Source organism: Spirillospora sp. NPDC029432 (assembly GCF_040703975.1).
Taxonomy (GTDB): domain Bacteria; phylum Actinomycetota; class Actinomycetes; order Streptosporangiales; family Streptosporangiaceae; genus Spirillospora.
The window spans coordinates 1-25,269 of sequence record NZ_JBEZWH010000043.1 but is presented as its reverse complement, the minus strand read 5'-3'; the positions used below and the strand labels follow the sequence as shown (position 1 = coordinate 25,269).

Sequence of the window (25,269 nt, the reverse complement as noted above, 5' to 3'; positions counted from 1 at the left end):
ATCTCCGGGCGGGCGCGGGCGAGCGCGGCTACAGGCGCGGGTCCACGGGCTCGGACTCCAGCGCCAGCACGGCGAAGACCGCCTGGTGGACGCGCCACAGCGGCTCGCCGCCGGTGAGGCGGGTCAGGGCCTCCTCGCCGAGCGCGTGCTCGCGCATCGCCAGTGACCGCTTACGGCCGAGCGAGCGCCGCCGCAGCCGGTCCAGGTGCGCCGACTCGGTGTAGTCCGGGCCGTAGATGATCCGCAGGTACTCCCGGCCCCGGCACTTGATGCCCGGCTGTACTTTCCTCTCCTCGGGGAGAGGGGGTCAGTGGCTTGACCACCATTCCCTCGCCGCCCTCGGCGGTGTGCTTGTCCCACCACCGCACGGCCGCGTCCACCGACTCCGGCGCGCCCAGCTCGACCACGTGCGACTCCGTACGCTGGAGCAGGCCCGAGGCGTCGGCGGCGACGAGCCGGCCGAGCACCTCCATGTGCCAGTCGTGGCCGCGCAGCGCGCCCCACGCGGTGCCCTCCCCCGCCAGGATCTGGAACGGCGCGAGCCTGATGCCGTCCAGGCCGTCGACCGGCCAGCAGTAGCGCGCGTACGCGTCCCGGAAGAGGCGGGCGTTGGCGGCGCGGCGGTCGATCCGGTCGCGCAGCCCCGCCACGTCCAGGCCCCGGCCGGCCGCCCGCGCCAGCGCGTCCGCGGCCACCGGCAGCGCGGCGCCCGCCGCCGCTCCCGTCGCCGCGTACTGCGTGCGGATCAGGTCCATCGCCTTCGCCGACCACGGCAGCAGCTCGCAGTCCAGGACCAGCCAGCCGGTCTCCAGCTCGTCCCAGAGCCCGGCCGTCCCGATCGCGGCGCGGACGCGGTCCAGGACCGCGGCGGTACGGGCCTCGTCGCGGAAGAACGCCCGTCCCGTGCGGGTGAAGAGCGCGCCCGCGGTGCCGTCGTCCACGCCGAACCGCGCGGCCGCCACCTCCGCGTCCCGGCACACGACGGCCACGGCCCGCGACCCCATGTGCTTCTCCTCGCAGATCACGCGGTCCAGGCCCAGGTCCCGGTAAGCGGCGAACGCCTCCGCCGGATGCTCCAGGTACCCCTCCAGCGAGGAGGTCTCGGCGGGAGCCATCGTCGGTGGCAGGTACACGAGCCAGCGCGGATCGACGGCGAAGCGGCTCATGACCTCCAGGGCCGCGACCGCGTTCTCCTCGCGCACCGAGACGCGCCCCATCAGCCGGGTCTCCACGCCGCCGGTCCCGAGGACGTCCTCGATCTTCAGCACGTCGCTCTCGCGGTGGCCGCCGGCGGCCGGGACCGAACGTTCGGACTCCAGCGGGCGGGTCGGCTCGTACCAGACCTGGCGGGCCGGCACGGCGTGCAGCTCCCGCTCGGGATAGCGCAGCGCGGTCAGCTTGCCGCCGAACACCGCACCGGTGTCCAGGCAGATCGTGTTGTTGATCCACTCGGGGACGGGGATGGGCGTGTGCCCGTACACGACCATCGCCTTGCCGCGGTAGTCGCGCGCCCACGGGTAGCGGACCGGCAGGCCGTACTCGTCGGTCTCGCCGGTGGTGTCGCCGTACAGGGCGAACGAGCGGACGCGGCCGGACGCGCGCCCGTGGTAGTCCTCCTTCAGCCCGGCGTGCGCGACCACGAGACGGCCGCCGTCCAGCACGTAGTGGCTGATGAGACCGTCCATGAAGCGCAGCGCCTCGTCCCGGAAGTCCGCGGGCTCGGCCTCCAGCTGCTCCAGCGACTCGGCCAGCCCGTGCGTGATCCGCACCTTGCGGCCGCGCAGCGCGCGGACGAGCTTGGCCTCGTGGTTGCCCGACACGCACAGCGCCTGCCCGGCCGCGACCATGCCCATGACCAGGCGCAGCACGCCGGGGCTGTCGGGGCCGCGGTCGACCAGGTCGCCGACGAACACGGCCGTGCGGCCGCCCGGGTGGTTCGCCCCGGCGGCGCGGCCGAGGGCGTCGCGCTCGATCTCGTAGCCCAGCTCGGTGAGCAGGTCCTCCAGCTCGGCGCGGCAGCCGTGCACGTCGCCGATGACGTCGAACGGGCCGGTCAGCTCGCGCTTGTCGTTCCACGCCTTGTCGCGGACGATGGTCGCGGCGTCGATCGCCTCGGTGCCCTCCAGCACGTACGACCGCTTGAACTCGCGCTGCTGGAGCGCCCGCATGCCCCGGCGCAGCTCGCGCCGCTGCCGCGGGATCACGTGCGGCGGCAGCTCGCGGCGCTCGGGCCGGGCGGCGTTCCGCTCGGCGGCGACGTGCTCGGGGACGTCCAGGACGATCGCGACCGACAGCACGTCGTGGTCCTTGGCGATCTGGAGGAGAGCCTCGCGCGACCTCGGCTGGACGTTGGTGGCGTCCACGACGGTCAGCAGGCCGCGCCGCAGCCGCTTGCGCACGATGTAGTGCAGCAGGTCGAACGCGTCGCCGGTGGCCGACTGGTCGTTCTCGTCGTCGGAGACCATGCCGCGGCAGTGGTCGGACGACACCACCTGGGTCGGCTCGAAGTGCTTCGCCGCGAAGTGCGACTTGCCCGAGCCGGACACGCCCACGAGGACGACGAGCCCCATCTCGGGAACCTTGATCTCCGTCATCCCGCCTCCTTCACGAAGACGCCCATCTGGGTGGGGGCGCCGACCTCGGGGTCGTCGTCGCCGACCGGGACGTACCGGACCTGGTAGCCGTAGCCGGCGGCGACCCGTTCCGCCCACGCCGCGAACTCGGCGCGGGTCCACTCGAAGCGGTGGTCGGGGTGGCGCATCGCGCCGGGGGCGAGCCCGTCGTAGCGCACGTTGTACTCGGAGTTCGGGGTGGTGACGACCACGGTGCGGGGCCGCGCGTCGCCGAACACGACGCGCTCGACGGCGCCGAGCCGGGGCGGGTCGATGTGCTCGATCACTTCCATGAGCACCGCCGCGTCGTGCCCGCGGAACCGCTCGTCGGTGTAGGTCAGCGCGCCCTGCAGGATCTCCACCCGCGGCTCCCGGTCGGGGCCGTACCGGTCGGGCCGGCCGCGCCGGTTCGCGATCTGGACGGCCCGGTACGACACGTCCACCCCCGTGATCTTCGTGAAGCGGGGGTCCTGCTTCAGCCGGGCGACCAGCTTGCCGGTGCCGCAGCCCAGGTCGGCGACGCGTGCCGCGCCCGCCGCGTGCAGCGCCTCCAGGACGGCCTGGATCCGCCGCTCGGCCAGCGGCACGGGCGGCGGCGCGGCCTCCGTCCCCGGCTCGGGCTCGGGCGCGGCGCCCGGCTCGGCCGCGGTCGGGTCGGCCGGGGGCGGCTCCTCCTCCAGCGGGTCCCGGTCCAGGGCGTCCTCGGGCGAGTCGTCGGAGTCGGCGAGCCGGCCGAGCGCGGCGCGCACCAGCCCGCGCCGGTTCGCCAGGTACCGGCGGGTGATCGCGGCCCGGTCCGGATGCGCGGCCAGCCAGCCCTCCCCCGCGCGGATCAGCTTGTCCACCTCGTCCGGCGCCATCCAGTAGTGCTTGGCATCGTCCAGGACGGGCAGCAGCACGTACAGCTGGTTGAGCGCGTCCGCCAGCCGCACCTCGCCGGCCAGCCGCAGCGTCACGTACCGCGAGGCGCCCCACTCGGGGAACCCCGCGTCCAGCGGAACGGGCGCCGCGTCCACCCGCCAGCCGAGCGGCGCGAAGAAGCGCTCCGCCTGCTCCGGGCCGCCCCGGCAGGGCAGCGCGGGCAGCGTGATCTCCAGCGGGATCGGCGCGGCGGCCCGCTCGGGGCGGGCGTCGCAGCGGCCCCGCATGGCCGTCCGGAACGTGTTCGCCATCGCGGACGCGAGCAGGGACGACGCCGCGTACGGCCGGTCGTTGACGTACTGGCCGAGGGAGAAGTCGGGGGTGTTGCGGCCGCGCGTGCGCACCAGCGCCACCGGGTCGACGTCGAGCAGCAGCGCCGCCGTGCAGCGCTCCCGGCCGGCCTCGGGATAGAAGACGTGGGCGGTGCCGAAGGACTGCGAGAACGCCTGCACGCGATCGGGATGCTTGTGCAGCAGGAATCCGAGGTCGTCCGCGGGGGCCGCCGTCGTGGTGATGGTCAAAAGCACGCCCACAGTGTGGCGGAATGGGCACCGTTTCCGAAAAGGATTTGGCGCGGCCCGCCGGCGGCCGCCACAATTCACGGGAAATGAGCAGACATCCGAGGCGCGCTACCGCGCAGGAGACCGTGGCCATCCTGGAGCGCGGGACCTACACCGCCCCCTCCGGCCGTACGGTCGACATCACCGGGGTGCTGGACCGCGCGGTGCGCGGGACCGTCCTTCACACCCCGTCCGAGCTGGAGTCCGCGCCCTCGGGCGAGCGCGGCGAGACGCGGATCGAGGTCACCGGCGAGACGACGCTGGCGGCGGCGCGGCGGCTGGGCGGCGACGGCGCCGAAGTGCCGCTCGCGCTCAATTTCGCGTCCGCGAAGAATCCCGGCGGCGGATTCCTCAATGGCGCGCACGCGCAGGAGGAGGGGCTGGCCCGCTCGTCCGGGCTGTACACCTCGCTGCTGTCGGCGCGCGCGTTCTACGACTTCCACCGCGAGCAGCGCGATCTGCTCTACAGCGACCACATGATCTACTCGCCGGGCGTGCCGGTGTTCCGCGACGACGCGGGGCGGCTGCTGGAGGAGCCGTACGAGGTCGCCTTCCTCACCTCGGCGGCGCCCAACCGCGGCGCGATCAAGGACCCGACGAAGCTGGAGCTGCTCCCGGACGCGCTGCGGCGGCGCGCCCGTAAGGTGCTCGCGGCGGCGCTCGCGCACGGCCACCGGCGGCTGGTGCTGGGCGCGTGGGGCTGCGGCGTCTTCCGCAACGACCCGCGCGAGGTGGCCGAGGCGTTCGCCGAGCCGCTGCGGGACGAGTACGCGGGCGTGTTCGAGCACGTCGTCTTCGCCGTGTGGGACACGGCCGCGGGCGCTCCCCGGCAGGTCGCGTTCGAGGAGGTCTTCGCCGGGTTCCCCGGCCTCACCCGCTGACGATCCCCCGGGCGTGCGAGGCGATGCCGCGCACGAAGAGGTCCAGGCCGAACTCGAAGCGCTCGTCGTCGCCGGCCCGCATCAGCTCGTCCACCATCGCGACCAGGTTGGGGTAGCGCTCGGCCGGCAGCGCGGTGAAGTACTGCCTGACCTGGTCGAGGTAGACGGCGACGTTCGCGTGCGCCTCCTCGTTCGTGGCGCCCTTCTCGCCCATCATCGCGCCCTCGATCACGTCGGCGTCGATGAACAGGCCGAGCGAGTCCAGCGCCAGCGCGGCGATCCGCGGCGGCACCCCGCCGGCCCGCATGATCGCGAGCTGGCCCTCGGCGATGCGCAGCTGGTTGGGCCCGGTGGGGATCGTCCCCAATGAGGCGCGGGCGATGTCCCGGTGGCCGCGCCACACCTCGCGGATCTCCCGCGCCACCTCCTTGACCTGCTCCTGCCAGCGGGCCGCGTCCGGCTCGGGGAGGGTGATCTCCGCCGCGATCAGGTCGAGCATCTCCTCCAGCAGCTCGTCCTTGTTCGCGAAGTGCGCGTACAGCGAGGCCGGGCCGGTGCCGAGCTCCTGCGCGACCCGGCGCATGGTCACCGCGTCCAGGCCCTCGGCGTCCAGCACCCGGAGCGCGGCCTCGACGATGAGCTCCCTGGTCAGCGGGCGCCTGGCGGCCGCGCTCCGGCCGCTCTTGCGCGGCTTGCGCCACGGCGGGACCGGCAGTTCCGTGCTCGCGTCGCCCACCGCGCCTCCTCCGCTCTCGGCCGTCCTGTCGACGAACATCGTACTTGACACGAACACTGTTCCTACGTAGAACGTTGTTCGTCAACGAACACTGTTCGTCATTGGAGCCGCGAATGACCACCTCCCCTTACCGATGGCGCTGGGCCGCGCTGTTCGTGATCCTGGCCGGCGAGGTCATGGACATGCTGGACGCCCTGATCACCAACATCGCCGCCCCGTCCATCCGCGCCGAGCTGGGCGGCTCGGTCGGCACCATGCAGTGGCTGGCGGCCGGCTACACGCTCGCCATGGCGGTCGGCCTGATCACCGGCGGGCGGCTGGGCGACCTGTACGGCCGCCGCCGGATGTTCCTGATCGGCGCGGGCGGGTTCACGCTCGCCTCGCTGCTGTGCGGCATCGCGGTGAGCCCCGGGATGCTCGTCGGGGCCCGGATGCTGCAGGGCCTGTTCGGCGCGCTGCTGCTGCCGCAGGGCATCGGGCTGATCAAGCAGATGTTCCCGCCGAAGGAGATGGCCGCCGCGTTCGGGCTGTTCGGGCCGGTCATGGGACTGTCCTCGGTCGGCGGCCCGGTGCTGGCCGGCTGGCTGGTGGACGCCGACCTCTTCGGCACCGGCTGGCGGATGATCTTCCTGATCAACCTGCCGCTCGGCGCCGCCGCCGTGCTCGCCGGGCTGAGGTTCCTCCCCGAGGGCCGGGCCGAGCGCGCCGAACGGCTCGACCTGACCGGCGCCGCCCTCGCGTCCGCCGGCGCCGCCCTGCTGGTCTACCCGCTCGTCCAGGGCCGGGAGCTGGACTGGCCGGTGTGGACGTTCGCGATGATGGCCGCGGCCGCCGCCGTCTTCTGGCTGTTCGCCCGGTACGAGATCCGCCGGCACCGGTCCGGCCGCGACCCGCTCGTGGTGCCCGCGCTGTTCCGCAAGCGGGCGTTCACCGGCGGGCTCCTCATGGGCCTGGCGTTCTTCTGCGCGCTCGCCGGGTTCGGCCTCGTGCTGTCCCTGTACACGCAGATGGGCCTGGGGTACTCGCCGCTGAAGGCCGGGCTGGCGCAGATCCCCTGGTCGGTGGGCATCGTCCTCGGGTTCGGCCTCGCCCAGGCGCTGGCCCGGCTGGGCCGCACGGTGATCCACATCGGCGCGCTCGCGATGGCCGCCGGGGTCGCCGGGGTGGTGCTCACCCTGGAGATCGCGGGGAACGCGGTGAGCCCCTGGCAGCTCACCCCGGCGCTGCTCGGTACCGGGCTCGGCATGGGGCTGCTGATGGCCCCGTTCTTCGACATCGTGCTGAGCGGCGTCGAGCCGGAGGAGACCGGCTCGGCGGGCGGCACGCTCACCGCCGTCCAGCAGCTCGGCTCGGCGCTCGGCGCGGCCGTGCTCGGCACGATCCTGTTCGGCCTGCTCGGCGGCCAGGTCGGCACCGCCGCCGACCGCGCCGCACCCGAACTGCGCGAGCGGCTCACCGCGGCCGGGGTGGCGGCGCCCGTCCAGGACCGGCTGGTGCGCGCCCTCGGCGACTGCGCCCGCGAGCGCGCGACCGCCGAGGACCCCGCCGCCGTCCCGGCCTCCTGCGCCAGGGCGGAACGGGAGACCGGCGCGGCCATGGCCGCCGTGCCCGCCGCCTCGGCCGCCGCCGTGCGGCAGGCGGTGGAGAACGCCGGGCGGGACGCGGCGGCGACCGGGTTCGGCGCCGCCATGAAGATCACGCTGTGGGTCGAGGTGGGGCTGCTCGGCCTGACCTTCGTGCTGGCCTTCCTGCTCCCCCGCCATGCGCGTCCCGAGGAGGAAGGGGCGGCGGAGGCTCCGGCCGAGCCGCACCCGGCCTCGGCGTGACGCGGAGCGCCGCGGGCCGTCCCGTCCGGGGGCGGCCCGCGGCGGCGCGCGTCACAGCTTGGCCATCACCTCGGTGGCCAGCAGCTCCAGGTGGTCCAGGTCGTGCGGGTCGAGGACCTGGAGGTAGAGCGTCTCGGCGCCCAGCTCCGCGAACCTGCCGATCTTGTCCTGCAGCTCGGCCGGCGTGCCGGCCAGCCCGTTGTCGCGCAGCTCGGAGACCTCGCGGCCGATCGCGTCCGCCCGCCGGGCGATCTCGGCCTCGTCCCGCCCGCAGCAGACCACCTGCGCCGCCGAGTACACCATCGGCTTGGTGCGGCCCGCCTCGCGGCAGGCGGCGCGGACCCGGTCGAACGCCCGGCCCGTGTCGTCCACCTGGTTGAACGGCACGTTGTACTCGTCGGCGTGCGCGGCGGCCAGCCGCGGGGTGCGCTTGGCGCCGGTCCCGCCGATCAGCACCGGCGGCCCCTCCGGCCGTACGGGCTTGGGCAGCGCGGGCGAGTCGGCCAGCCGGTAGTGCCGGCCGTCGTAGTCGAAGGTCTGCCCGGCCGGCGTCCGCCACAGCCCGGTGACGATCTCCAGCTGCTCCTCCAGCCGCTCGAACCGCTCGTTCAGGCTGGGGAACGGGATCCCGTACGCGGTGTGCTCGGCGTCGAACCAGCCGGTGCCGACGCCGAAGTCGACCCGGCCGCCGCTCATCTGGTCCACCTGCGCGACCGCGATCGCCAGCGGCCCGGGCAGCCGGAACGTGGCCGCCGTCATCAGCGTGCCGAGCCGGATCCGGCTGGTCTCGCGGGCCAGCGCGCCCAGCGTGATCCAGGCGTCCGTCGGGCCCGGCTCGCCCGAGACGTCCCCCATCTTGAGGTAGTGGTCGGAGCGGTAGAAGGCGTCGAAGCCCAGCTCCTCCGTGGCCTTGGCCACCTTGAGCAATGTCTCGTAACTGGCCCCCTGCTGGGGCTCGGTGAAGATCCGTAGACGCATGGGACCATCGAACCACGCCCGCCGCACGCTCAAGTATCGCCCAAGTGCATACCGTGACGAGGTCATCACGATTTGAATGGGGCCATGACGATTTTCGGTGTCGACTACTCATGGGGCCGCCCCGATCCGGCCGCGCTGAAGGAGAAGGACGTCGCGTTCGTGTGCCGCTACCTGTCGCACGACACCACCGGCAAGAACCTCACCCGCGAGGAGGCCGGGAAGCTGTCGGCGGCCGGCATCGCGCTGGTCGTGGTGTGGGAGACGACCGCCCGCCGCGCCCTGTCCGGCCGCGGCGGCGGCGCGGCCGACGCCCGGCACGCCGGGCGGCAGGCCGGGGAGATCGGGATGCCGGACGACCGCCCGGTCTACTTCGCCGTCGACTTCGACGCCCAGCCCCACCACCAGGAGGCCGTGGACGCCTACCTCGACGGCGCCGCCGAGGTCCTCGGCCGCGACCGGGTCGGGGTGTACGCCGGATACGGCCCCACCAAGCGCGTGCTGGATGCCGGGAAGGCGGAGTGGGCCTGGCAGACCTACGCCTGGTCAGACGGGAAGTGGGACGAGCGCGCCCATATCCAGCAGTACTCCAACGGCCACGAGATCGGCGGCGTCTCCGTGGACCACAACCGGGCCACCCGGGACGACTACGGCCAGTGGCGCCTGAACGACTGACCCTACGGCCGGCCTGAAGGAGCGTCAGCCCGCCGTGAGCAGGACGACGGCGGCCGCGGCTCCCGCGAGCCCGGCGGCCTGCGCCCGGCCGAGCCGTTCGCGCAGCATCGTGATCCCGAGCAGGACGGGGATCACCGGGTACAGCGACGACAGCACGACCGCGACGGTGACGAGCTGCATGCGCGCCGCCAGCATGTAGCAGGCCAGCGCCAGCGCGGCCAGCGCGCCGGTCAGCGCCGCCGGCGCCAGGAGCCGCGCGGGCGGCCACCGCGCGCCGCGCAGCAGGGGAAGGACGACCAGCGCCGCCGAGCACCGCCCCGCGACGACGGGCCACAGGCCGGAGCCCGCCTCCACCTGGGCGAGCGCGAGGTACTGCACGCCGATGCCCGCGCCCGCGACGAGCGCGTCCAGGGTCGCGGCGCGCGTCGCGTCCCCGCCGGCCGACCCGTCCCGCGACACCAGCCAGAGGGCGGGCACCGCGGCGGCCACCCCCAGCCAGGCCGCCGCCGACGGCCGGTCGCCGAGCAGCACCACCCCGGCCAGCACGGGCACCGCGAGCCCGTTCACCGCGCTGACCGGCACCACCAGGCTCATCGCGCCCCGGGCCAGCCCGCGGTAGAGGAACACCATGCCGAGCCCCGTCCCGACCCCCGACAGGGCGCCCCACGCGAGGTCCGCCGCCGACGGGGCGCCCGCGGAGAACAGCGGCGCGGCGGCGAGCGTGAACAGCAGCCCGCCGAGCTGCCCGCACAGCGCCACGGCCACGGCGGCGGCCCGCCGCGACAGCAGCCCGCCGGCGACGTCCGCGGCCCCGTAGAGGACCGCCGACGCCAGCGCGAGCGCGGCGCCCATCAGCGGTCCCCGGCCGCGCGGGCGGCGGCGCCGACGGGGCAGGGCGCGCCGGTCGTGCAGCGGCCGCGGTCGCAGAGGCGGCAGATCAGCTCGGTGTCGCCGATCCGGCCGTACAGGCTCGCGAGCAGCCGCGACAGCGGTCCGGTGAGGGCCTCGCGGTCCTCCTCGGACAGGTCCGCGAGGGCGTCGGACAGTACGGCCTCGCGGGCGGCGAGCAGGTCCGCCGCGGACGTGCGGCCCCCGGCGGTGAGGCGTACGGCGACGGAGCGGCCCGGCCCGCCGCCGCGCTCGGCCAGCCCGGCCGCGGCGAGGCCGTCGACCATCCGGACGGCGGCGGACTGCGACAGGCCGACGCGGCGGCCCAGCTCGGTGACCGTGATCCCGGGCGCGGCGGACAGGACGACCAGGGCCGCGGCGGCGCTCGGCCCGACGCCCCGCGCGCGGGCGGCGGCGAGGACGAGGTCGGTGACGGCGAGGGCGGCGGCACCGAGGAGGTTGGCCGTGCGGTCCGGGTGATCCGGGCGGTGCGGGCGGTGCGGGCGATCGGTGCGGTCGGAATGCATGAGTCATGCATGACCGAGAGAACGGCGCCGAAACGCCCGAATCGTCCGGAGTCTTGCGGGCGGCCCCCGGCCGACCTTGACTGGGACGATGGAGCTCAAGAACCGGATGAGCAGGGACCGCGCCCGGCTGGCGTACCAGCTGCGGTATGCGGCGCGGAACCCGGAGCGGATCGTCCCGTACGCGCGGCGCCTCGCCCGCGACACGTGGCTGCGCGCCCGCGCCCGCGACCATGTGGCGTACTACCGGTCGGTGATGCGCTCCGACGCGGCGCGCAGCCCGTACGGGGCGGTCGGCACGGCCGACCACGACCGGTGGGCGGCGATCGGCCGGCTCCAGTTCGACTACCTGGTGGAGCACGGGCTGCGGCCGTCGCACCGGATGCTGGAGATCGGCTGCGGCAACCTGCGCGCGGGCCGGCTGTTCATCGAGCATCTCGACCCCGGCAACTACTACGGCGTGGACATCTCGCCCGACATCCTGTTCGCCGCCGAGGACACGGTCGCGGCGTACAAGCTCCAGGACCGGCTCCCCCACCTGACTCCGGTCCGGGACCTGCGGCTCGACTTCCTGCCGGAGCGGCACTTCGACGTCGTGCACGCGCACAGCGTCTTCTCCCACTCGCCGATCACCGTCGTCGACGAGTGCCTGGCCCATGTCGGGCGGATCCTGGCGCCGGGCGGGTTCTTCGACTTCACGTTCAACCGCACCGAGGGGCAGGAGCACCACGTCCTGCGGGAGGACTTCTACTACCGGACCGCCACGCTGGTCGCGCTCGCCGAGCGGCACGGGCTGGAGGCGCGGTTCATGGACGACTGGGAGCGGGGCAACAAGCACAAGCAGTCCAAGCTGCGCGTCACGGCGGGCTAGCCGCCCGGGCGGGCAGCCGGACGGTCACCGCCAGCCCGCCGCCGGGGCGCGGTTCGGCGGTGACCCGGCCGTGGTGGGCGGTGGCGACGGCGCGGACGATCGACAGGCCCAGCCCCGAGCCGCGGTCGGAGCGCACCCGGTCCTGCCGGAGGCGGCGGAACGGCTCGAAGATCGTCTCCACCTCGTACGGCGGCACCACCGGCCCGGTGTTGGCGACCGCCAGCTCCGCCCACCCGTCCCGGGTGCCGGTGGTGACGCGGACCTCGCCGCCGTCGTGGTTGTGGCGGACCGCGTTCTCCACCAGGTTCTGCACGAGCCGTTCGACCAGGACGGGATCGCCGGTGGCGGGAGCGGAGCCGGTCTCGCGGTGGACGGCGATGTCACGGGCGGCGGCCTCGGCCGCGGCCTGGTCCAGGACGTGCCGCGCGACGTCGGCGAGGTCGAGCGGGCCCGCGTCGGCGACGGCGTTCTCGCCGCCGGCCAGGGTCAGCAGCCCGTCGATCAGCCGCTCGTGCCGCCCGTTCACGACCAGCAGGGACTCCCCGAGCCGCTTGACGTCCTCGGTCGCGTCGGGGCGGCGGACCGCGACGTCCACCAGCGTCCGGTTGATCGCCAGCGGGGTGCGCAGCTCGTGCGAGGCGTTCGCGACGAAGCGGCGCTGGCCGTCGAACGCGCGCGCCAGCCGTTCCAGCATGGTGTCGAACGTGTCCGCCAGCTCCTTGACGTCGTCGCGCGGCCCGTCGTACGCGATCCGCTCGGTGAGGTCGTGGCTGTGCGCCACCCGGCGGGCGGTGTCGGTGATCGCGTGCACGGGGCGCAGCACCCGGTCGGCCAGCAGCCAGCCGAACGCCAGCGCGGCCGCGCTCACCACGCCCAGCGCGATGCCGCCCTGCGTCAGCAGCGACCGCATCGTCTCCTCCTGGTAGTTCTTGCGGCCCTCGACGAGCACGCCGCGCACCTGCCCCGCGCTGATCTCGTCCTCGGGAGGGGGCGGCGCGGTCAGGGAGCCCTTCGGCGGCTCGCCGGCCACCTGGGTGAACGACGCCCCCGGCTCGCCGTGGTCGCGGAGGTTGTTCTGGACCAGGAGGTAGGTCAGCGCCAGCAGGACGACGCCCGCGGCGATGAACAGCCCCCCGTACAGCAGCGTGAGCCGGACCCGGATCGTGGGGCGCAGCCGCTCGGCGTTGATCATGGGGATCACGGGATCCGGTACCCCGCTCCCGGGACGGTCTCGATGACGGCCGGGTCGCCGAGCTTGCGGCGCAGCTTCATCAGCGTGACGCGGACGGTGTTGGTGAACGGGTCGGTGTGCTCGTCCCACACCTTCTCCAGCAGCCGTTCGGCCGGGACGACGGTGCCGCCCGCGCGCAGCAGCTCCGCCAGCAGCCCGAACTCCTTGCGCGCCAGGTGCACGTACCGGCCGTCCCGGTAGACCTCGCGGCGGGCGGGGTCCAGGCGGATCCCGGCCCGCTCCAGCAGCGGCGGGTCGGCGGGGCGGGCGCGGCGGCCCAGCGCGTGGATCCGCGCCACCAGCTCCTCGAACGCGAACGGCTTGGTCAGGTAGTCGTCCGCGCCCAGGCGCAGCCCGTCCACCCGGGCCGGCACGGTGCCGGCGGCGGTGAGCATCAGGATCCGCACCGGCGCGCCGGACTCCACGACCGCGCGGCACACGTCGTCGCCGTGCACGACCGGCAGGTCGCGGTCCAGGACCAGCACGTCGTAGTCGTTCACGCCGAGCCGTTCGAGGGCCGCGTCGCCGTCGTAGGCCACGTCCACCGCCAGCGCCTCGGCCCGCAGCCCCTCGGCGACCGAGTCGGCGAGCATCCGCTCGTCCTCGGCGACCAGTACCCGCATGCCCGCACCCCGTTCCCCGCGCGTCGTTCCCGCGCGTCGTTCCCGGCGCGTTTTCGCCGTCCGCCGCCCAAGCCTGGACCAAGGGGCGTAACGCCCGCATAACCCGGAGCGGTTACGCCGGGGTTACCGGCCGGCGGCTGGACTTCTGCTCGCCCGCCGGGACCGTCCCGGCGGCGTGGCGGACACGGAGACCGGTTCATGCGACGACACGCGCTCATCGCGCTGCTGCTGCTCCCGGCGCTGGCCCTGGGGGCCTGCGGAGGCGGCGGCAGCGGCGGCGAGGGTACGAAGAAGGCCGCGGACGACGGCGCCAGGATGCGCGAGTACGCCAAGTGCATGCGGGCGAACGGCGTGGACATGCCGGACCCGTCGGCGGACGGCCGCGTCGAGGTCAAGGTGACCGGCGGCAAGCCCGGCGAGGACAGGCTGAAAGCCGCCGAGGAGAAGTGCCGCAAGCTCATGCCCAACGGCGGCAAGCTGCCCAAGCCGGACGCGAAGCGGATGGCCGAGGCGCGCGCCATGTCCAAGTGCATGCGCGAGAACGGCGTCCCGGACTTCCCCGACCCCGATCCCGAGACGGGCGGCATCCAGATCAAGGGGCGCAAGGGCGGCGGGGGCCTCGATCCCGGCAGCGCCACGTTCAGGAAGGCCGACAAGATCTGCAACAAGAACGGCGGCGGCCGGCTGGAGTCCAGGCACGACGACGGCGACGGCCCCGGCCTCAGCGGCAGGAGCGGCGAGTGAGGCGGACGCGGGCCACACCACGGGCCACGACACGGGCCACCGTGTTCGCCGCGACGGGCGTCGTGGTGGCCGCCGGCGCGGGCCTGGCGACCGCCGGGCTCGGCGGGGGCGGCGAGGCCCCCGCCGCCCGCGGCGCGCTGCCGCCCGCCACCGCACCGATCGAGCGGACGACGCTGGTCGAGACGCGGACGGTGGACGGCACGCTCGGCTACGGCACCGCCCGTACCGTGAGCGGGACCGGCGGCACGGTGACCTGGCTGGCGCGGGCGGGCACCGCCGTCGCCCGCGGCCGGTGGGCGTACAAGATCGACAACCGGCCGGTGCCGCTGCTGTACGGGCCGCTGCCCCTCTACCGCACGCTCGCCGGCGGCACCGAGGGACCGGACGTGCGGCAGTTCGAACGCAACCTCCGCGCCCTCGGCTACACGGGCTTCACCGTCGACGAGGACTACGGCGCCGCCACGGCCGCCGCCGTACGCCGCTGGCAGGAGGACCTCGGGCTTCCGGAGACCGGCAAGGTCGCGCCCGGCTCGGTGCTCGTCGTGCCCGGCGAGATCCGGGTCGCCGAGCGCAAGGCCGCCGTCGGCGACCGGGCGGGCGGCGCGATCCTCACCTACACCGGGACGACCCGCAAGGTGAGCGTGGACCTCGACGTCCAGTACCAGCGGCTCGCCAAGGAGGGCGCCGGAGTGACGATCGAGCTGCCGGACGGCGCGACCACCAAAGGCACGATCACCGGCGTGGGCAGGGTCGCCAAGGAAGGGCGGGGCGACGAGCCGACCACCGTCGCGGTCACCGTCGCGGTGCGCGGGCAGGGCGCGCTCGGCACGTACGACAAGGCGCCGGTCGAGGTCCACCTGACCGCCGGGCGGCACGCGGACGTCCTCGCCGTGCCGATCGCGGCGCTGCTGGCCCGGCCGGGCGGAGGCTACTCCGTCCAGGTCGTCGAGAACGGGCGCGCCCGGACCGTTCCGGTCGAGACGGGCGCGTTCAGCGAGGGCAGGGTCGAGATCTCGGGGGCCGGTCTCGCCGAGGGCATGAAGGTGGGGGTGCCGGCATGACCCCGGTCGTGGAGCTCCGCGAGGTCACCCGGACCTATCCCGGCGTGACGGCCCTGGATGCGGTCTCGCTCACCGTCGAGCCCGGCGGGCCGCTCGCGATCGTGGGCCCGTCCGGCTCGGGGAAGTCGACGATGCTGCACATGATCGGCACGCTGGACCGGCCCGCGTCGGGCACCGTCCTCATCGAGGGGCAGGACGTCTCCCGGCTGTCCGACCGGCGCCTGTCCGCGCTGCGCGCCCGCCGGATCGGGTTCGTCTTCCAGCAGTTCCATCTCGCCGCCGGCGTCCCGGCCCTGGACAACGTCGCCGACGGCCTGCTGTACGCGGGCGAGCCCCTGGCGGCGCGGCGCCGGCACGCGCGGGAGGCCCTCGAACGCGTCGGCCTCGGCCACCGCCTCGGCCACCGGCCGCACCAGCTGTCGGGCGGCGAGAAGCAGCGCGTCGCGATCGCCCGCGCCGTCGCCGGCTCGCCCGCGCTGCTGCTGGCCGACGAGCCGACCGGGGCGCTGGACTCGGCGTCCGGCGCGGGCGTCCTGGACCTGCTGCGCGAGCTCGCGGACCACGGCACCACGGTCATCGTGATCACCCATGACCGCGACATCGCCGCCACGCTCCCCCGCCGGGTGCGGATGCGCGACGGCCGGATCGTCGAGGCGTACGCGGGAGCCGCCCGGTGAACGCCGCCAGGCTCGCCCCGCGGGACGTCCTCCGCGTCGGCGCCGCCGGACTCCGCTCCCGTCCGCTGCGCGTCTTCCTGTCCGCGCTCGGCATCGCGATCGGCATCGCCGCCATGATCGGCGTCGTCGGCATCTCCACGTCCAGCCGCGCCCAGCTCCAGGAGACCCTGGACCGGCTCGGCACCAACCTGCTGACCGTCGCGCCGGGCCGTGACCTGTTCGGGGACGCGACGTCCCTGCCCGCCGAGTCCGCCGGCATGATCGCGCGGATCCCGGAGGTCGAGTCGGCGTCCGCCACCGGGAGGCTCGACGCCAAGGTCTACCGCAACGACCGGATCCCGGCCGGGGAGAGCGGCGGCATCTCCGTCCTGGCCGCGCGCCTCGACCTTCCCCGCACGGTCGGGCTGGAGATCGCCGCGGGCGCCTGGCTCAACCCGGGCACGAGCCGCTACCCGGCCGTCGTCCTGGGCACGTCCGCCGCCGACCGGCTCGGCGTCGCGGGCACCGGCGTCCAGGTGTGGCTGGGCGGCCAGTGGTTCACCGTCGTCGGCGTCCTGGCGCCCAGCGCGCTGGCGCCCGAACTCGACGCCGCCGCCCTCGTCGGCTGGGACGCGGCCACCGCGCGGCTGTCGTTCGACGGCCATCCGACCACCGTGTACACCCGCGCGGAGAAGGACTCGGTGGAGAAGGTCCGCGGCCTCCTGGCGGCCACCGCCAACCCGGAGTCGCCCAACGAGATCGAGGTGAGCCGCCCCTCGGACGCCCTCGCCGCGCGGAACGCGACGGACGAGGCGTTCACCGGCCTCCTCCTCGGCCTCGGCGGCGTGGCCCTCCTGGTCGGCGGCGTGGGCGTCGCCAACACCATGGTCATCTCCGTGCTCGAACGCCGCTCGGAGATCGGGCTGCGGCGCTCGCTGGGCGCCACGAGGGGCCAGATCCGGCTCCAGTTCCTCACCGAGTCCCAGCTCCTGGCCGCGCTGGGAGGGATGGGCGGCGTCGCGCTCGGCGCGCTGGTCACCGCCGTGTACGCGGTGAGCCAGGGGTGGCCCACGGTGGTCCCCCCGTGGGCCATGGCGGGCGGCCTGCTGGCCACCCTCCTCATCGGCGCGCTGGCGGGCCTCTACCCGGCCCTGCGGGCCGCGCGCCTCTCCCCCACCGAAGCCCTCAACACCCCGTGACCCGCTTGACGGTGCCGCCGATTCAGGAGACCTCGGCGCGGGCCTGCTCCTGGAGCAGCTCGTCGGTCATCGCGACGATCTTCGGGGTGAACCTGCCCTTGCCGCAGACGGTTCCCCTGGCCTTCTCGCCCGGGGCGAGCGTGGTGGTGGGGACCTGGCCCTCGTACTCGGCGAGCGCGTCCGTCACATCGTGCTTCTCCCCCTTGGTGTCGACCAGGGAGAAGTACAGCGGGTTGACCTCCAGGTTGCCCTTGCGCTGGTTGACGACGGTGACCTTGACGCAGGACAGCGCGCCGCCACCGCCGAGGACGCTGGCCTTGGCGGTGGTCCGCTTGGCCGAGATCTTGACCGGGACCTTCTTCGCGGGCGTGGCGCCCTTGGTCCCGCCGCCCTTCTCGTCCGCGGGCTGGACGGCGACCGGCTCCTCCGCCGGGACCTCGCAGGCGGTCAGCGCGATGCCGGCGAGCAGGCCGATGGTGACGGTGATGAGACGCATGGGTTCTCCTGTGGGGAATGAATGTGCACGAGCCCGCTCAGCACAGCAATGGTTGATCGAGTCATCACATCCTAGGTGTTGATGTGAACTCAATCAACAAGTCTGGGGTCGCAGGCGCCTCGGACGCGCAGCCCGAGGCCTACAGGAGTGAGACGCACCCGAAGCTAGGTAGGTTTACTGGATTCACAGAAATTTGGGCTGTGAAACTAGATGATCAGTGCGCCGCCGTGTGCGGGCGCGAGGCCCTCGTTCAGGACGCGAGGGCCTCGCGTGGGCGGGATCAGGCGACCTCGGCCCGGGCCTTCTCGGCGAAGCCCGGAGCGAAGGTCACGGTCTTCGGGGTGAAGTGGCCCGGGGCGCAGACCGCGCCGGTGGCCTTCTCCTCCGGGGCGAGGGTGACGGCCGCGATCTCGTCCTCGTGCACGCCGAAGGCGGAGCCGATGTCGTGCTTGGTGCCGTCGGCGCCGGTGAGCGCGAAGTCGAGCGGGTTGACGTCCAGGTTCTTCGTGGTCCGGTTCGTCACGGTGACCTTGGCGCAGGTGTAGTCCCCGCCGTCGCTCATGGCGCTCGGCTCGAACGCCGTCTTCTCGGCCGTGAGCTTGACCGGGACCTTCTCCGCGGGCTTGGCCTCGTCGCCCGCGGACTGGACTTCGGTGGGCTCGGTCTCCACGGCGCAGCCGGTGAAGGTGAGGGCGCCGAGGAGGCCGAGTCCGGTCAGGATGGTACGCATGGGTGTCCCCCGTCATCGGTGATGACCTGGCGGGGAGGCGGCGGGACGGGCCGGCCGGGACCGTGCGGCGCTGCGGGTCTGGATGTGTCCTTACGGCCGAGTCTACGACCGCAGGCCCGGCCCGGCGGGCAAAATCTAGCCCTTGACCAGGGTGGCGAGGCACTCGACGTGCCGGGTCATCGGGAAGGCGTCGAAGGCGCGGAAGGTCTCCAGGGTCCAGCCGCGCTCGCTGAAGTACGCGAGGTCGCGGGCCAGGGTGGCGGGGTCGCAGGACACGTAGGCGATCTTGCGGCGGGCGAGCCTGGCGACCTGGTCGACGACCGCGCGGTCGGCGCCGGCGCGGGGCGGGTCCAGGACGACGATGTCGGCGCCGCGGACGCGGGTGCCGCGGTGGTGGCCGCCGCCGCGCTTGGTCTGCGTACGGCCCGTCCCGTCGGCGACGCCGAACTCCAGGTCGGGCAGGACCTCCTCGACCTGGCCGCGCTCGACGGCGACGTGCGGCAGGTCGCGGAGGTTGAACTTGGCGTCCCGGACGGCCTGGGCGTCGGACTCGACGCCCACGACGAGGCCGTCGGAGCCGACCCGCTCGCCGAGGAGGCCGGCGAACAGCCCGACGCCGCAGTAGAGGTCGAGGGCGATGTCGCCGGGCCTGGGGTCCAGGGCCTTCAGGACGGCGTCGGCGAGGACGGACGCGGCGCCGGGGTGGACCTGCCAGAAGCCGCTGCCGCTGATCTGGTAGAGGCGGCCGCCGGCCTCCTCGCGGACGTACGGGGTCTTCTCGGCGCCCTTGCGCGCCAGCCGTACGGGGACGTCGAGGCGCGGCACGCGGGCCTTGCGGGAGCCCTTGAGGGCGACGAGGCGGTCGCCGGTGGTCGCGGAGACGATGCCCTCGACGGACGTGGCGCCGGGCCAGGGCTTGCGCTCGATGCCCATCGCCTCGACGCCGGGGTGGGCGATCAGGCACTCGTCGATCGGCTCGATGTCGTGCGAGCGGTGCCTGCGCAGGCCGATGGCGCCGTGCGAGGCGGTGAACTCGACGCGGGTGCGCCAGCCCAGGCCGGGCGGCGACCCGGGGTTGTCGAGCTCCTCGACGGTGACCGTCCGGGTGATCCCCGCCACCCGCTGGAGCTGCTCCTCGACGACGGCGGCCTTGAGGCGGCGCTGGGCGGCGAGGGAGGCGTGCTGCCAGTCGCAGCCGCCGCACCGGCCGGGCCCGGCGAACGGGCACGGGGGCTCGACGCGGTCCGGGGACGCGGTGACGATCTCCACCGCGTCGGCGCGGAGGAAGTTCTTGGTGGTGGCGGTCACGCGGGCGCGAACCCGTTCGCCGGGCAGGGCGTGGCGGACGAACACCACCCGGCCCTCGTGCCGGGCCACGCAGAATCCGCCGTTGGCGACATTGCCGACCTCGAGGTCGAGCAGTTCGGGTTCACTCACGTTCGGAAACGATACCGCCGGACGGGGGCTGTTCAGGCGCCCGCGGCGGGCGGCGGGACGCGCCGGGCGCGACCGGCTCGGGACGGCCCTTGAGCCGGTCGGACGAGCGCAGCTGCCAGGCGACGCTGGTGACCATGACGCCGGGCACGAACAGCAGCCGGCCCTTGAGGCGCAGCGCGCTCTGGTTGTGCAGCAGGTGCTCCCACCAGTGGCCGACGACGTACTCGGGGATGAACACCGTCACCACGTCGCGGGGGCTCTTGCGGCGGACGCTCTTGACGTAGTTCAGCACCGGCCGGGTGATCTCCCGGAACGGCGAGTCGAGGATCTTCAGCGGGACGGGCACGTCCAGGTCGTCCCACTCCTCCTGGAGGCGCCGGGACTCCTTGGCGTCGACGGCGACGGTGACGGCCTCCAGCGTGGACGGGCGGGTCGCGCGGGCGTACGCCAGGGCGCGCAGGGTCGGCTTGTGGATCTGGGAGACCAGCACGATGCCGTGGTTGCGGGCGGGCAGGGCGACGTCCTCGCCGGAGGGGACCAGCTCGTCGGCGACGCGGTCGTAGTGCCGCCGGATCCCGCGCATGAGCAGGAACAGCACCGGCATCGCGATGCAGACGATGTAGGCGCCGTGGGTGAACTTGGTGACCAGCACGACGATCAGCACGGTGCCGGTCAGCAGCAGGCCGAACGCGTTGATCGCGCGGGACCGGCGCATCTGCCGGCGGGCGGCCGGGTCCTCCTCGGTGCGCAGCAGCCGGTTCCAGTGCCGGACCATGCCGGTCTGGCTGACGGTGAACGAGACGAAGACGCCGACGATGTAGAGCTGGATCAGCCGGGAGACGTCGGCACCGTACGCGAAGATCAGCAGCCCGGCCATGGTGGCCAGGATGATGATGCCGTTGCTGAACGCCAGCCGGTCGCCGCGGGTGTGCAGCTGGCGCGGCAGGTAGCGGTTCTGGGCGAGGACGGACCCGAGGACGGGGAACCCGTTGTACGCGGTGTTGGCGGCCAGCACCAGGATCAGCGCGGTCATCAGCGTGATGAACCCGAACATCGGGGTGAAGTTGCTGAAGACGGTGTGGGCGACCTGGGCGATGACCGGGTCCTGCTGGGTGACGGCCTGCCCGGTGGCCGGGTCGACGAGGGTGCTGTGGTGGGACGGGTCGGCGAACTTGGCGTCGGTGATGTAGGCCAGCGCGGTCACGCCGGAGAACATCGTGATCGCGATCACGCCGAGGGCGAGCAGGGTCGCGGCGGCGTTGCGGCCCTTGGGCTTGCGGAACGCCGGCACCCCGTTGCTGATCGCCTCCACACCGGTGAGGGCGGCGCAGCCGGACGCGAACGCCCGCATGAGCAGGAAGACCAGCGCGAAGCCGCCCAGCCCCATCTCGGCGCCGTGCACCTCCAGGCCGGCGGTCTCGGCCTTGAGGTCGGCGCCCATGGCCAGCCGGCCGAAGCCCCAGATCAGCATCGCGAAGATCGCGAACATGAACAGGTAGGTCGGGATGGCGAAGGCGATGCCCGACTCCCGGATCCCGCGCAGGTTCAGCACGGTGATCACCAGGACCAGCACCAGCGCCGACGCGACCTGGTGCTCGCGGACGATCCCCACGAACGCGCCGAGGTTGTCGACCGCCGAGGAGATCGACACCGCGACCGTGAGGACGTAGTCGACCAGCAGGGCGCTGGCGACGACGACGCCCCAGTTGCCGCCCAGGTTCTCGGTGGCGACCTCGAAGTCGCCGCCGCCGCTGGTGTAGGCGCGGACGTTCTGCCGGTACGAGGCCACCACCGTGAGCAGCACGACCACGACCGCCAGCGCGACCCACGGGGTGAAGTGGTACGCGGCGATCCCGGCGACGCCCAGGGTGATGAGGATCTCCTGCGGGGCGTACGCCACCGACGACAGGGCGTCGCTGGCGAACACCGGGAGCGCGATCCGCTTGGGGAGCAGCTGCTCGTGCTGCTGGGCACTGCGCAGGGCGCGCCCGAGCACCGCGCGTTTGGCTAGGTCCGAGGCCTTCGACACGGAGGCGACTCTAGCCCCTGGTACCGGCGGCCTCCCGAACGGATCACCGCCTGGCCCGAAAGCCCCTCCGGCGGAGGCCCGGAGGGGCAGGCCGCAGGTCCGCTGGGTAGTAACTTGCCTGGGCGGATGTGTAGTTTTGCAGCCCGGCAAGGATCATCGGTCCCGCGGTAACGGGGAAGGAACGGGCGTGCATATCGTGATCATGGGGTGCGGCCGCGTCGGGTCGACGCTCGCCCACATCCTGGAGGACAAGGGCCATTCGGTGGCGATCATCGATCAGAACCCCGAGGCCTTCCGCCGGCTGCGCAGCGGGTTCCGGGGGCGCCGGGTCACCGGGTTCGGGTTCGACCGCGATGTGATCGCCGAGGCGGGGATCGAGCAGGCGTCGGCGTTCGTCGCGGTCAGCAGCGGCGACAACTCCAACATCATCTCCGCCCGGGTGGCGCGCGAGACGTTCGGCGTCGACAACGTGGTGGCCCGCATCTACGACCCCCGGCGCGCCGAGGTCTACCAGCGGCTGGGCATCCCGACCGTGGCGACGGTGCGGTGGACCGCCGACCAGATCCTCCGCCGGCTGCTGCCCGAGGGCGCCGAGCCGCTGTGGCGCGACCCGACCGGCGACGTGGTGCTGGCCGAGCTGGACACCGGGCCGATCTGGGTGGGCGACAAGGTCGCCGCGCTGGAGGAGGCGGCGGGCACCCGGGTGGCGTTCCTGACCCGGATGGGCGAGGCGGTCGTCCCGCACTCCGACACCGTGATCCAGGACGGCGACATCGTGCACATCATCGCCCGCGCCGGCGATCTCGAACGGGTCAACGCCGCGGTCGCGGTGCGCACTGAGGAGGACGCGTGATGCGGGTCGCGATCGCCGGGGCCGGCGCGGTGGGCCGCTCCATCGCCCAGGAGCTGCTGGAGAACGGCCACGAGGTGCTGCTGATCGACAAGAGCCCCAAGGCCATCAAGGTCGAGATGGTGCCGCGGGCCGAGTGGCTGCTGGCCGACGCCTGCGAGATCGCCTCGCTGGACGACGCGGCGCTGGAGCGCTGCCAGGTCGTGGTGGCCTCGTCCGGCGACGACAAGGTCAACCTGGTGGTGTCGCTGCTGGCCAAGACCGAGTACGGGGTGCCGCGGGTGGTCGCGCGGATCAACCACCCCAAGAACGAGTGGCTGTTCAACGAGTCGTGGGGCGTGGACGTCGCGGTGTCCACGCCGCGGCTGCTGTCGGCGCTGGTCGAGGAGGCCGTCAGCGTCGGCGACCTGGTCCGGCTGATGACGTTCCGGCAGGGCGAGGCGAACCTGGTCGAGCTGACGCTGCCGGAGGACGCCCCGCTGGGCGGCGAGCGGGTCGGGTCGGTGAGCTGGCCGCGCGACACGGCGCTGGTGGCGATCCTGCGGGAGGGCCGGGTGCTGGTGCCGGCCGACGACGACACGCTGGAGCCGGGCGACGAGCTGATGTTCGTGGCCAGCCAGGACGTGGAGGACGAACTGGCCGAACTGCTCAGCCCCCGCTGAGAAGCGCGTGCGCCGCGCCGTCCCCGGCCGTCGCCGGGGGCGGCGCGTTCGCATGCCGGGCCCGTGCTCAGCGGTATTCGGCGAGCCGGGGGCGGACCCCGGCGATCAGCAGCGCCGACAGCAGGACCGCGCCCCCGAGCGGGAGCGTCACCCAGGGCTCGGCCTCGCGCAGCCCGGCGCCGACCCGCCGGTCCAGGTCGCGCCGGTTGACGTCCGTCAGGGTGGCCAGGAGCCGGTCGTACGCCTCCCATGCCTGCGCGGTCCCGTCCTGGCGGCGGGCGCGCAGGAACTCCTCGTCCGCGGCCGATACGTCCTTCGCGATCGTCGCCGTGTACAGCGAGGCCTCCTTCAGCCGCGCCGCCCGGTCCGGGGAGCCCGGCGCGGCGGGCTCGCCGGTCCGTTCGGATGCTCTGACCTCGGAGAACACCCGCGCCGCCTCGTACGGGCCCGCCTTGATCGTGCGCAGCCCGTCCGCCTGGGTCCGCATCATGCCGGACGCCTGCGCGACGAGGGCGAGGGCGAGCACGGACGCCGCGGCGGCCGCCGGATTGATCAAGCGGCGGTGGCGGCGGGTGAGGGCCACGTTCAGCGGGCCCAGGACCGCCAGGAGGGCGAGCCCGAGCCAGTTCGCCGCGGTGGCGGTGCCCGACGCGCTGCGGCGCGTCTCCCGGTACGTGCGGTCGAGGTCGCGGTGCGCGGAGTCGGCCAGCCGCCGCGCCGCGGGAAGCAGCGTCTCCCGCATCAGGGCGGCGGCTTCCCGGTGCCGCGCCGCGCGGTCCGCCGCCCGTCCCTCGCCGGCGGCGGCCGCGGCGAGGACCTGGTAGCGGCCGAGACCGTCCATGAGCGTGCGCGTCTCGTCCGCGGCGGCGCGCGCGGCGGCCAGCTCCCGCAGGTCCGCGTTGGCGCGGGAGAGCGCCCGCTGGAACCGGTCCCGGGCCTGGACGCGGGCGTTCTCGTCCCGGTCGCGGGCACCCGCCGAGACCGGCGGGGCCAGCACGGAGTCCAGCTCGCCGAGCCGGATCCGGAGGTCCGCGGCGGCCAGCGACCGCGGCGCCTCCCGGGCTCCCCCGCGGCGCAGGCCGCCGCGCAGATCGGCGGCGGTGGCCGAGACGAGCGCGCCGAACGCGACGGCGAGCACGACGGCCAGCACGGTCAGCGCCTTGAGCCGCAGGGGCGTGCTCCAGCGGCGGCGCGGCGGTACGGGGTCCGGTATGCCGAGCCCGGTCACGGGCATGAGCGTGGTCACGGGTCTGTCGCCTCCCTGGCTGTCAGAGCAGGGTCTTGGGGCGGACGTCGTTGGCCAGTTCGACCAGGGCGACGCGGTCGCGGCGGCGGTCCGACAGCCGGGCGAGCGCGCGGTAGCCGCGTTCCAGGCCGTACCGGACGCCCCGCCGGGTCAGCGGCCGCCCGAGGAGGACCATGCCGGCGGTCCCGGCCACGGGCGGGGTGCGCAGCCACTCCAGCGCGGTCCGCAGGATCAGCACGCTCAGCCGGTGGTGCGGTACGCCGGTGAGGCCGAGCCGCTCCAGCCGCTCGCCGGCCGCGACCAACTCGCCGGGGGCGATCCCGGCGGGGTCGCGGCCCGCCAGCGCGGCCACGATCGCGGCGGCCTGCGCGTCGGCGTGATGGCCGGACGACTCGGGGACGGAGAGCAGCGCCGCCACCGCCGCGTCCCGCTCCCCCAGCGCGAACCTGGCCCTGGCCAGCCCGAACGCGGCGCCGGCCTGGGCCGGATCGGTCCGCCACACGCTCTCGTGGAGGCGCGCGGCGGCGGCGTGCTCGCCGCGCAGCTCGGCGCACAGGCCGCGGGCCAGCCGCGGGGCCGCCTCCCCCGGCACCAGGCCCTGGACGCGGTCGAAGTGCCGTTCCGCCGCGTCGACCTCACCGGCCAGCAGCGCGCCGATCCCGCGGTACCAGTCGTACCGCCAGTCCCCGGTCAGCCCGTTCAGCAGCAGCCGCACCGCCTCGTGATCGCCCTGCCGGAGCCCTTCCGCGGCCGCCCGCAGCGTCGCGGCCGCGGTGCTCCCCGCGCCCGGGGCCGGGGGGCCGGGCGCGGGGACGGGCAGGGCGTCGGCGTCCCAG

23 protein-coding genes and 1 pseudogene are annotated in these 25,269 nt (G+C 74.2%); 10 read left to right on the top strand and 14 right to left on the bottom strand.

Features of this window, described 5'->3' with window-relative positions; genetic code table 11:
• Positions 1 to 28 precede the first annotated feature (28 nt).
• Together AB0881_RS27970 and AB0881_RS27965 are read right to left on the bottom strand one after the other, a co-directional pair.
• Positions 29 to 2,594, bottom strand: a pseudogene (locus AB0881_RS27970) (polynucleotide kinase-phosphatase).
• Positions 2,591 to 4,060: a 3' terminal RNA ribose 2'-O-methyltransferase Hen1 gene (locus tag AB0881_RS27965; protein WP_366621493.1), complete on the bottom strand. Its 1,470-nt coding sequence runs from the start codon at positions 4,058 to 4,060 to the stop codon at positions 2,591 to 2,593. The pseudogene AB0881_RS27970 and the gene AB0881_RS27965 overlap by 4 nt, the downstream one beginning before the upstream one ends.
• Positions 4,061 to 4,140: 80 nt before the next feature.
• Here AB0881_RS27965 and AB0881_RS27960 point away from each other — a divergent pair, with 80 nt between their 5' ends.
• Positions 4,141 to 4,974: a TIGR02452 family protein gene (locus tag AB0881_RS27960; RefSeq protein ID WP_366621491.1), complete on the top strand. Its 834-nt coding sequence runs from the start codon at positions 4,141 to 4,143 to the stop codon at positions 4,972 to 4,974.
• Here the strand turns inward: AB0881_RS27960 and AB0881_RS27955 are convergent.
• Positions 4,964 to 5,761, bottom strand: a complete 798-nt coding sequence (locus AB0881_RS27955; RefSeq protein ID WP_366621489.1) for a TetR/AcrR family transcriptional regulator C-terminal domain-containing protein — start codon at positions 5,759 to 5,761, stop codon at positions 4,964 to 4,966. The two genes, AB0881_RS27960 and AB0881_RS27955, sit on opposite strands and share 11 nt — an antisense overlap.
• 62 nt (positions 5,762 to 5,823) lie before the next feature.
• On the opposite strand from AB0881_RS27955, the gene AB0881_RS27950 reads away from it, so the two are divergent.
• Positions 5,824 to 7,536: an MFS transporter gene (locus tag AB0881_RS27950; RefSeq protein ID WP_366621487.1), complete on the top strand. Its 1,713-nt coding sequence runs from the start codon at positions 5,824 to 5,826 to the stop codon at positions 7,534 to 7,536.
• A 51-nt stretch (positions 7,537 to 7,587) separates the two neighbouring features.
• On the opposite strand, the gene AB0881_RS27945 is transcribed toward AB0881_RS27950, so the two are convergent.
• Entirely contained in the window at positions 7,588 to 8,514 is a 927-nt protein-coding gene (locus AB0881_RS27945) for an LLM class F420-dependent oxidoreductase (RefSeq protein ID WP_366621485.1), read from the bottom strand.
• A gap of 84 nt (positions 8,515 to 8,598) precedes the next feature.
• Here AB0881_RS27945 and AB0881_RS27940 point away from each other — a divergent pair, with 84 nt between their 5' ends.
• Positions 8,599 to 9,186, top strand: a complete 588-nt coding sequence (locus AB0881_RS27940) for a DUF1906 domain-containing protein (RefSeq protein WP_366621483.1) — start codon at positions 8,599 to 8,601, stop codon at positions 9,184 to 9,186.
• A gap of 24 nt (positions 9,187 to 9,210) precedes the next feature.
• Here AB0881_RS27940 and AB0881_RS27935 read toward each other — a convergent pair whose 3' ends face one another.
• Both AB0881_RS27935 and AB0881_RS27930 read right to left on the bottom strand, forming a co-directional pair.
• The gene (locus tag AB0881_RS27935) at positions 9,211 to 10,038 is read right to left on the bottom strand and encodes an EamA family transporter (RefSeq protein WP_366621481.1); all 828 of its coding nucleotides are present in this window, start codon (positions 10,036 to 10,038) and stop codon (positions 9,211 to 9,213) included.
• Entirely contained in the window at positions 10,038 to 10,601 is a 564-nt protein-coding gene (locus tag AB0881_RS27930; RefSeq protein WP_366621479.1) for a MarR family transcriptional regulator, read from the bottom strand. The genes AB0881_RS27935 and AB0881_RS27930 overlap by 1 nt, the downstream gene beginning before the upstream one ends.
• Before the next feature lie 88 nt (positions 10,602 to 10,689).
• On the opposite strand from AB0881_RS27930, the gene AB0881_RS27925 reads away from it, so the two are divergent.
• Positions 10,690 to 11,469: a class I SAM-dependent methyltransferase gene (locus AB0881_RS27925; protein ID WP_366621477.1), complete on the top strand. Its 780-nt coding sequence runs from the start codon at positions 10,690 to 10,692 to the stop codon at positions 11,467 to 11,469.
• Here the strand turns inward: AB0881_RS27925 and AB0881_RS27920 are convergent.
• Complete coding sequence (locus tag AB0881_RS27920) at positions 11,456 to 12,661, bottom strand: HAMP domain-containing sensor histidine kinase (RefSeq protein ID WP_366621475.1); 1,206 nt, start codon at positions 12,659 to 12,661, stop codon at positions 11,456 to 11,458. The two genes, AB0881_RS27925 and AB0881_RS27920, sit on opposite strands and share 14 nt — an antisense overlap.
• 5 nt (positions 12,662 to 12,666) lie before the next feature.
• Positions 12,667 to 13,323: a response regulator transcription factor gene (locus AB0881_RS27915; RefSeq protein ID WP_366621473.1), complete on the bottom strand. Its 657-nt coding sequence runs from the start codon at positions 13,321 to 13,323 to the stop codon at positions 12,667 to 12,669.
• A gap of 198 nt (positions 13,324 to 13,521) precedes the next feature.
• Here AB0881_RS27915 and AB0881_RS27910 point away from each other — a divergent pair, with 198 nt between their 5' ends.
• The 4 genes from AB0881_RS27910 to AB0881_RS27895 are packed head-to-tail and all read left to right on the top strand — an operon-like array spanning position 13,522 to position 16,983.
• Entirely contained in the window at positions 13,522 to 14,067 is a 546-nt protein-coding gene (locus AB0881_RS27910) for a hypothetical protein (RefSeq protein ID WP_366621471.1), read from the top strand.
• The gene (locus AB0881_RS27905) at positions 14,064 to 15,128 is read left to right on the top strand and encodes a peptidoglycan-binding protein (protein WP_366621469.1); all 1,065 of its coding nucleotides are present in this window, start codon (positions 14,064 to 14,066) and stop codon (positions 15,126 to 15,128) included. Before AB0881_RS27910 ends, AB0881_RS27905 begins: the two co-directional genes overlap by 4 nt.
• The gene (locus AB0881_RS27900; protein WP_366621467.1) at positions 15,125 to 15,805 is read left to right on the top strand and encodes an ABC transporter ATP-binding protein; all 681 of its coding nucleotides are present in this window, start codon (positions 15,125 to 15,127) and stop codon (positions 15,803 to 15,805) included. The genes AB0881_RS27905 and AB0881_RS27900 overlap by 4 nt, the downstream gene beginning before the upstream one ends.
• A complete protein-coding gene (locus AB0881_RS27895) occupies positions 15,802 to 16,983 on the top strand; it encodes an ABC transporter permease (protein WP_366621465.1) in 1,182 nt (393 codons plus the stop codon). Before AB0881_RS27900 ends, AB0881_RS27895 begins: the two co-directional genes overlap by 4 nt.
• A gap of 22 nt (positions 16,984 to 17,005) precedes the next feature.
• Here AB0881_RS27895 and AB0881_RS27890 read toward each other — a convergent pair whose 3' ends face one another.
• From AB0881_RS27890 to AB0881_RS27875, 4 genes are all read right to left on the bottom strand, one after another.
• Positions 17,006 to 17,479 (bottom strand): DUF4352 domain-containing protein, encoded by a 474-nt coding sequence (locus tag AB0881_RS27890; protein ID WP_366621463.1) that lies wholly within the window; start codon positions 17,477 to 17,479, stop codon positions 17,006 to 17,008.
• A 280-nt stretch (positions 17,480 to 17,759) separates the two neighbouring features.
• Positions 17,760 to 18,209 (bottom strand): DUF4352 domain-containing protein, encoded by a 450-nt coding sequence (locus AB0881_RS27885; protein WP_366621461.1) that lies wholly within the window; start codon positions 18,207 to 18,209, stop codon positions 17,760 to 17,762.
• 135 nt (positions 18,210 to 18,344) lie between these two features.
• Entirely contained in the window at positions 18,345 to 19,646 is a 1,302-nt protein-coding gene (locus AB0881_RS27880) for a class I SAM-dependent RNA methyltransferase (protein WP_366621459.1), read from the bottom strand.
• Positions 19,639 to 21,675 carry an APC family permease gene (locus tag AB0881_RS27875; RefSeq protein WP_366621457.1) on the bottom strand — a complete coding sequence of 679 codons (2,037 nt, stop codon included), beginning with the start codon at positions 21,673 to 21,675 and terminating at the stop codon, positions 19,639 to 19,641. Before AB0881_RS27875 ends, AB0881_RS27880 begins: the two co-directional genes overlap by 8 nt.
• Positions 21,676 to 21,862: 187 nt before the next feature.
• On the opposite strand from AB0881_RS27875, the gene AB0881_RS27870 reads away from it, so the two are divergent.
• Both AB0881_RS27870 and AB0881_RS27865 read left to right on the top strand, forming a co-directional pair.
• Positions 21,863 to 22,528 carry a TrkA family potassium uptake protein gene (locus tag AB0881_RS27870; protein WP_366621455.1) on the top strand — a complete coding sequence of 222 codons (666 nt, stop codon included), beginning with the start codon at positions 21,863 to 21,865 and terminating at the stop codon, positions 22,526 to 22,528.
• Positions 22,528 to 23,187 carry a TrkA family potassium uptake protein gene (locus AB0881_RS27865; protein WP_366621453.1) on the top strand — a complete coding sequence of 220 codons (660 nt, stop codon included), beginning with the start codon at positions 22,528 to 22,530 and terminating at the stop codon, positions 23,185 to 23,187. Before AB0881_RS27870 ends, AB0881_RS27865 begins: the two co-directional genes overlap by 1 nt.
• Before the next feature lie 67 nt (positions 23,188 to 23,254).
• On the opposite strand, the gene AB0881_RS27860 is transcribed toward AB0881_RS27865, so the two are convergent.
• Both AB0881_RS27860 and AB0881_RS27855 read right to left on the bottom strand, forming a co-directional pair.
• Positions 23,255 to 24,433 (bottom strand): hypothetical protein, encoded by a 1,179-nt coding sequence (locus AB0881_RS27860; protein ID WP_366621451.1) that lies wholly within the window; start codon positions 24,431 to 24,433, stop codon positions 23,255 to 23,257.
• Positions 24,434 to 24,455: 22 nt separating this feature from the next.
• Positions 24,456 to 25,269: tetratricopeptide repeat protein (locus tag AB0881_RS27855; RefSeq protein ID WP_366621449.1), on the bottom strand; the 814-nt coding region annotated here is incomplete at its 5' end.

Coding starts and splice junctions, on each gene's coding strand:
- AB0881_RS27900 (WP_366621467.1), top strand. CDS start 15,125: ATGACCCCGGTCGTGGAGCTCCGCGAGGTCACCCGGACCTATCCCGGC.
- AB0881_RS27950 (WP_366621487.1), top strand. CDS start 5,824: ATGACCACCTCCCCTTACCGATGGCGCTGGGCCGCGCTGTTCGTGATC.
- AB0881_RS27940 (WP_366621483.1), top strand. CDS start 8,599: ATGACGATTTTCGGTGTCGACTACTCATGGGGCCGCCCCGATCCGGCC.
- AB0881_RS27925 (WP_366621477.1), top strand. CDS start 10,690: ATGGAGCTCAAGAACCGGATGAGCAGGGACCGCGCCCGGCTGGCGTAC.
- AB0881_RS27915 (WP_366621473.1), bottom strand. CDS start 13,323: ATGCGGGTACTGGTCGCCGAGGACGAGCGGATGCTCGCCGACTCGGTC.
- AB0881_RS27960 (WP_366621491.1), top strand. CDS start 4,141: ATGAGCAGACATCCGAGGCGCGCTACCGCGCAGGAGACCGTGGCCATC.
- AB0881_RS27890 (WP_366621463.1), bottom strand. CDS start 17,479: ATGCGTCTCATCACCGTCACCATCGGCCTGCTCGCCGGCATCGCGCTG.
- AB0881_RS27865 (WP_366621453.1), top strand. CDS start 22,528: ATGCGGGTCGCGATCGCCGGGGCCGGCGCGGTGGGCCGCTCCATCGCC.
- AB0881_RS27930 (WP_366621479.1), bottom strand. CDS start 10,601: ATGCATTCCGACCGCACCGATCGCCCGCACCGCCCGCACCGCCCGGAT.
- AB0881_RS27920 (WP_366621475.1), bottom strand. CDS start 12,661: ATGATCAACGCCGAGCGGCTGCGCCCCACGATCCGGGTCCGGCTCACG.
- AB0881_RS27885 (WP_366621461.1), bottom strand. CDS start 18,209: ATGCGTACCATCCTGACCGGACTCGGCCTCCTCGGCGCCCTCACCTTC.
- AB0881_RS27910 (WP_366621471.1), top strand. CDS start 13,522: ATGCGACGACACGCGCTCATCGCGCTGCTGCTGCTCCCGGCGCTGGCC.
- AB0881_RS27935 (WP_366621481.1), bottom strand. CDS start 10,038: ATGGGCGCCGCGCTCGCGCTGGCGTCGGCGGTCCTCTACGGGGCCGCG.
- AB0881_RS27945 (WP_366621485.1), bottom strand. CDS start 8,514: ATGCGTCTACGGATCTTCACCGAGCCCCAGCAGGGGGCCAGTTACGAG.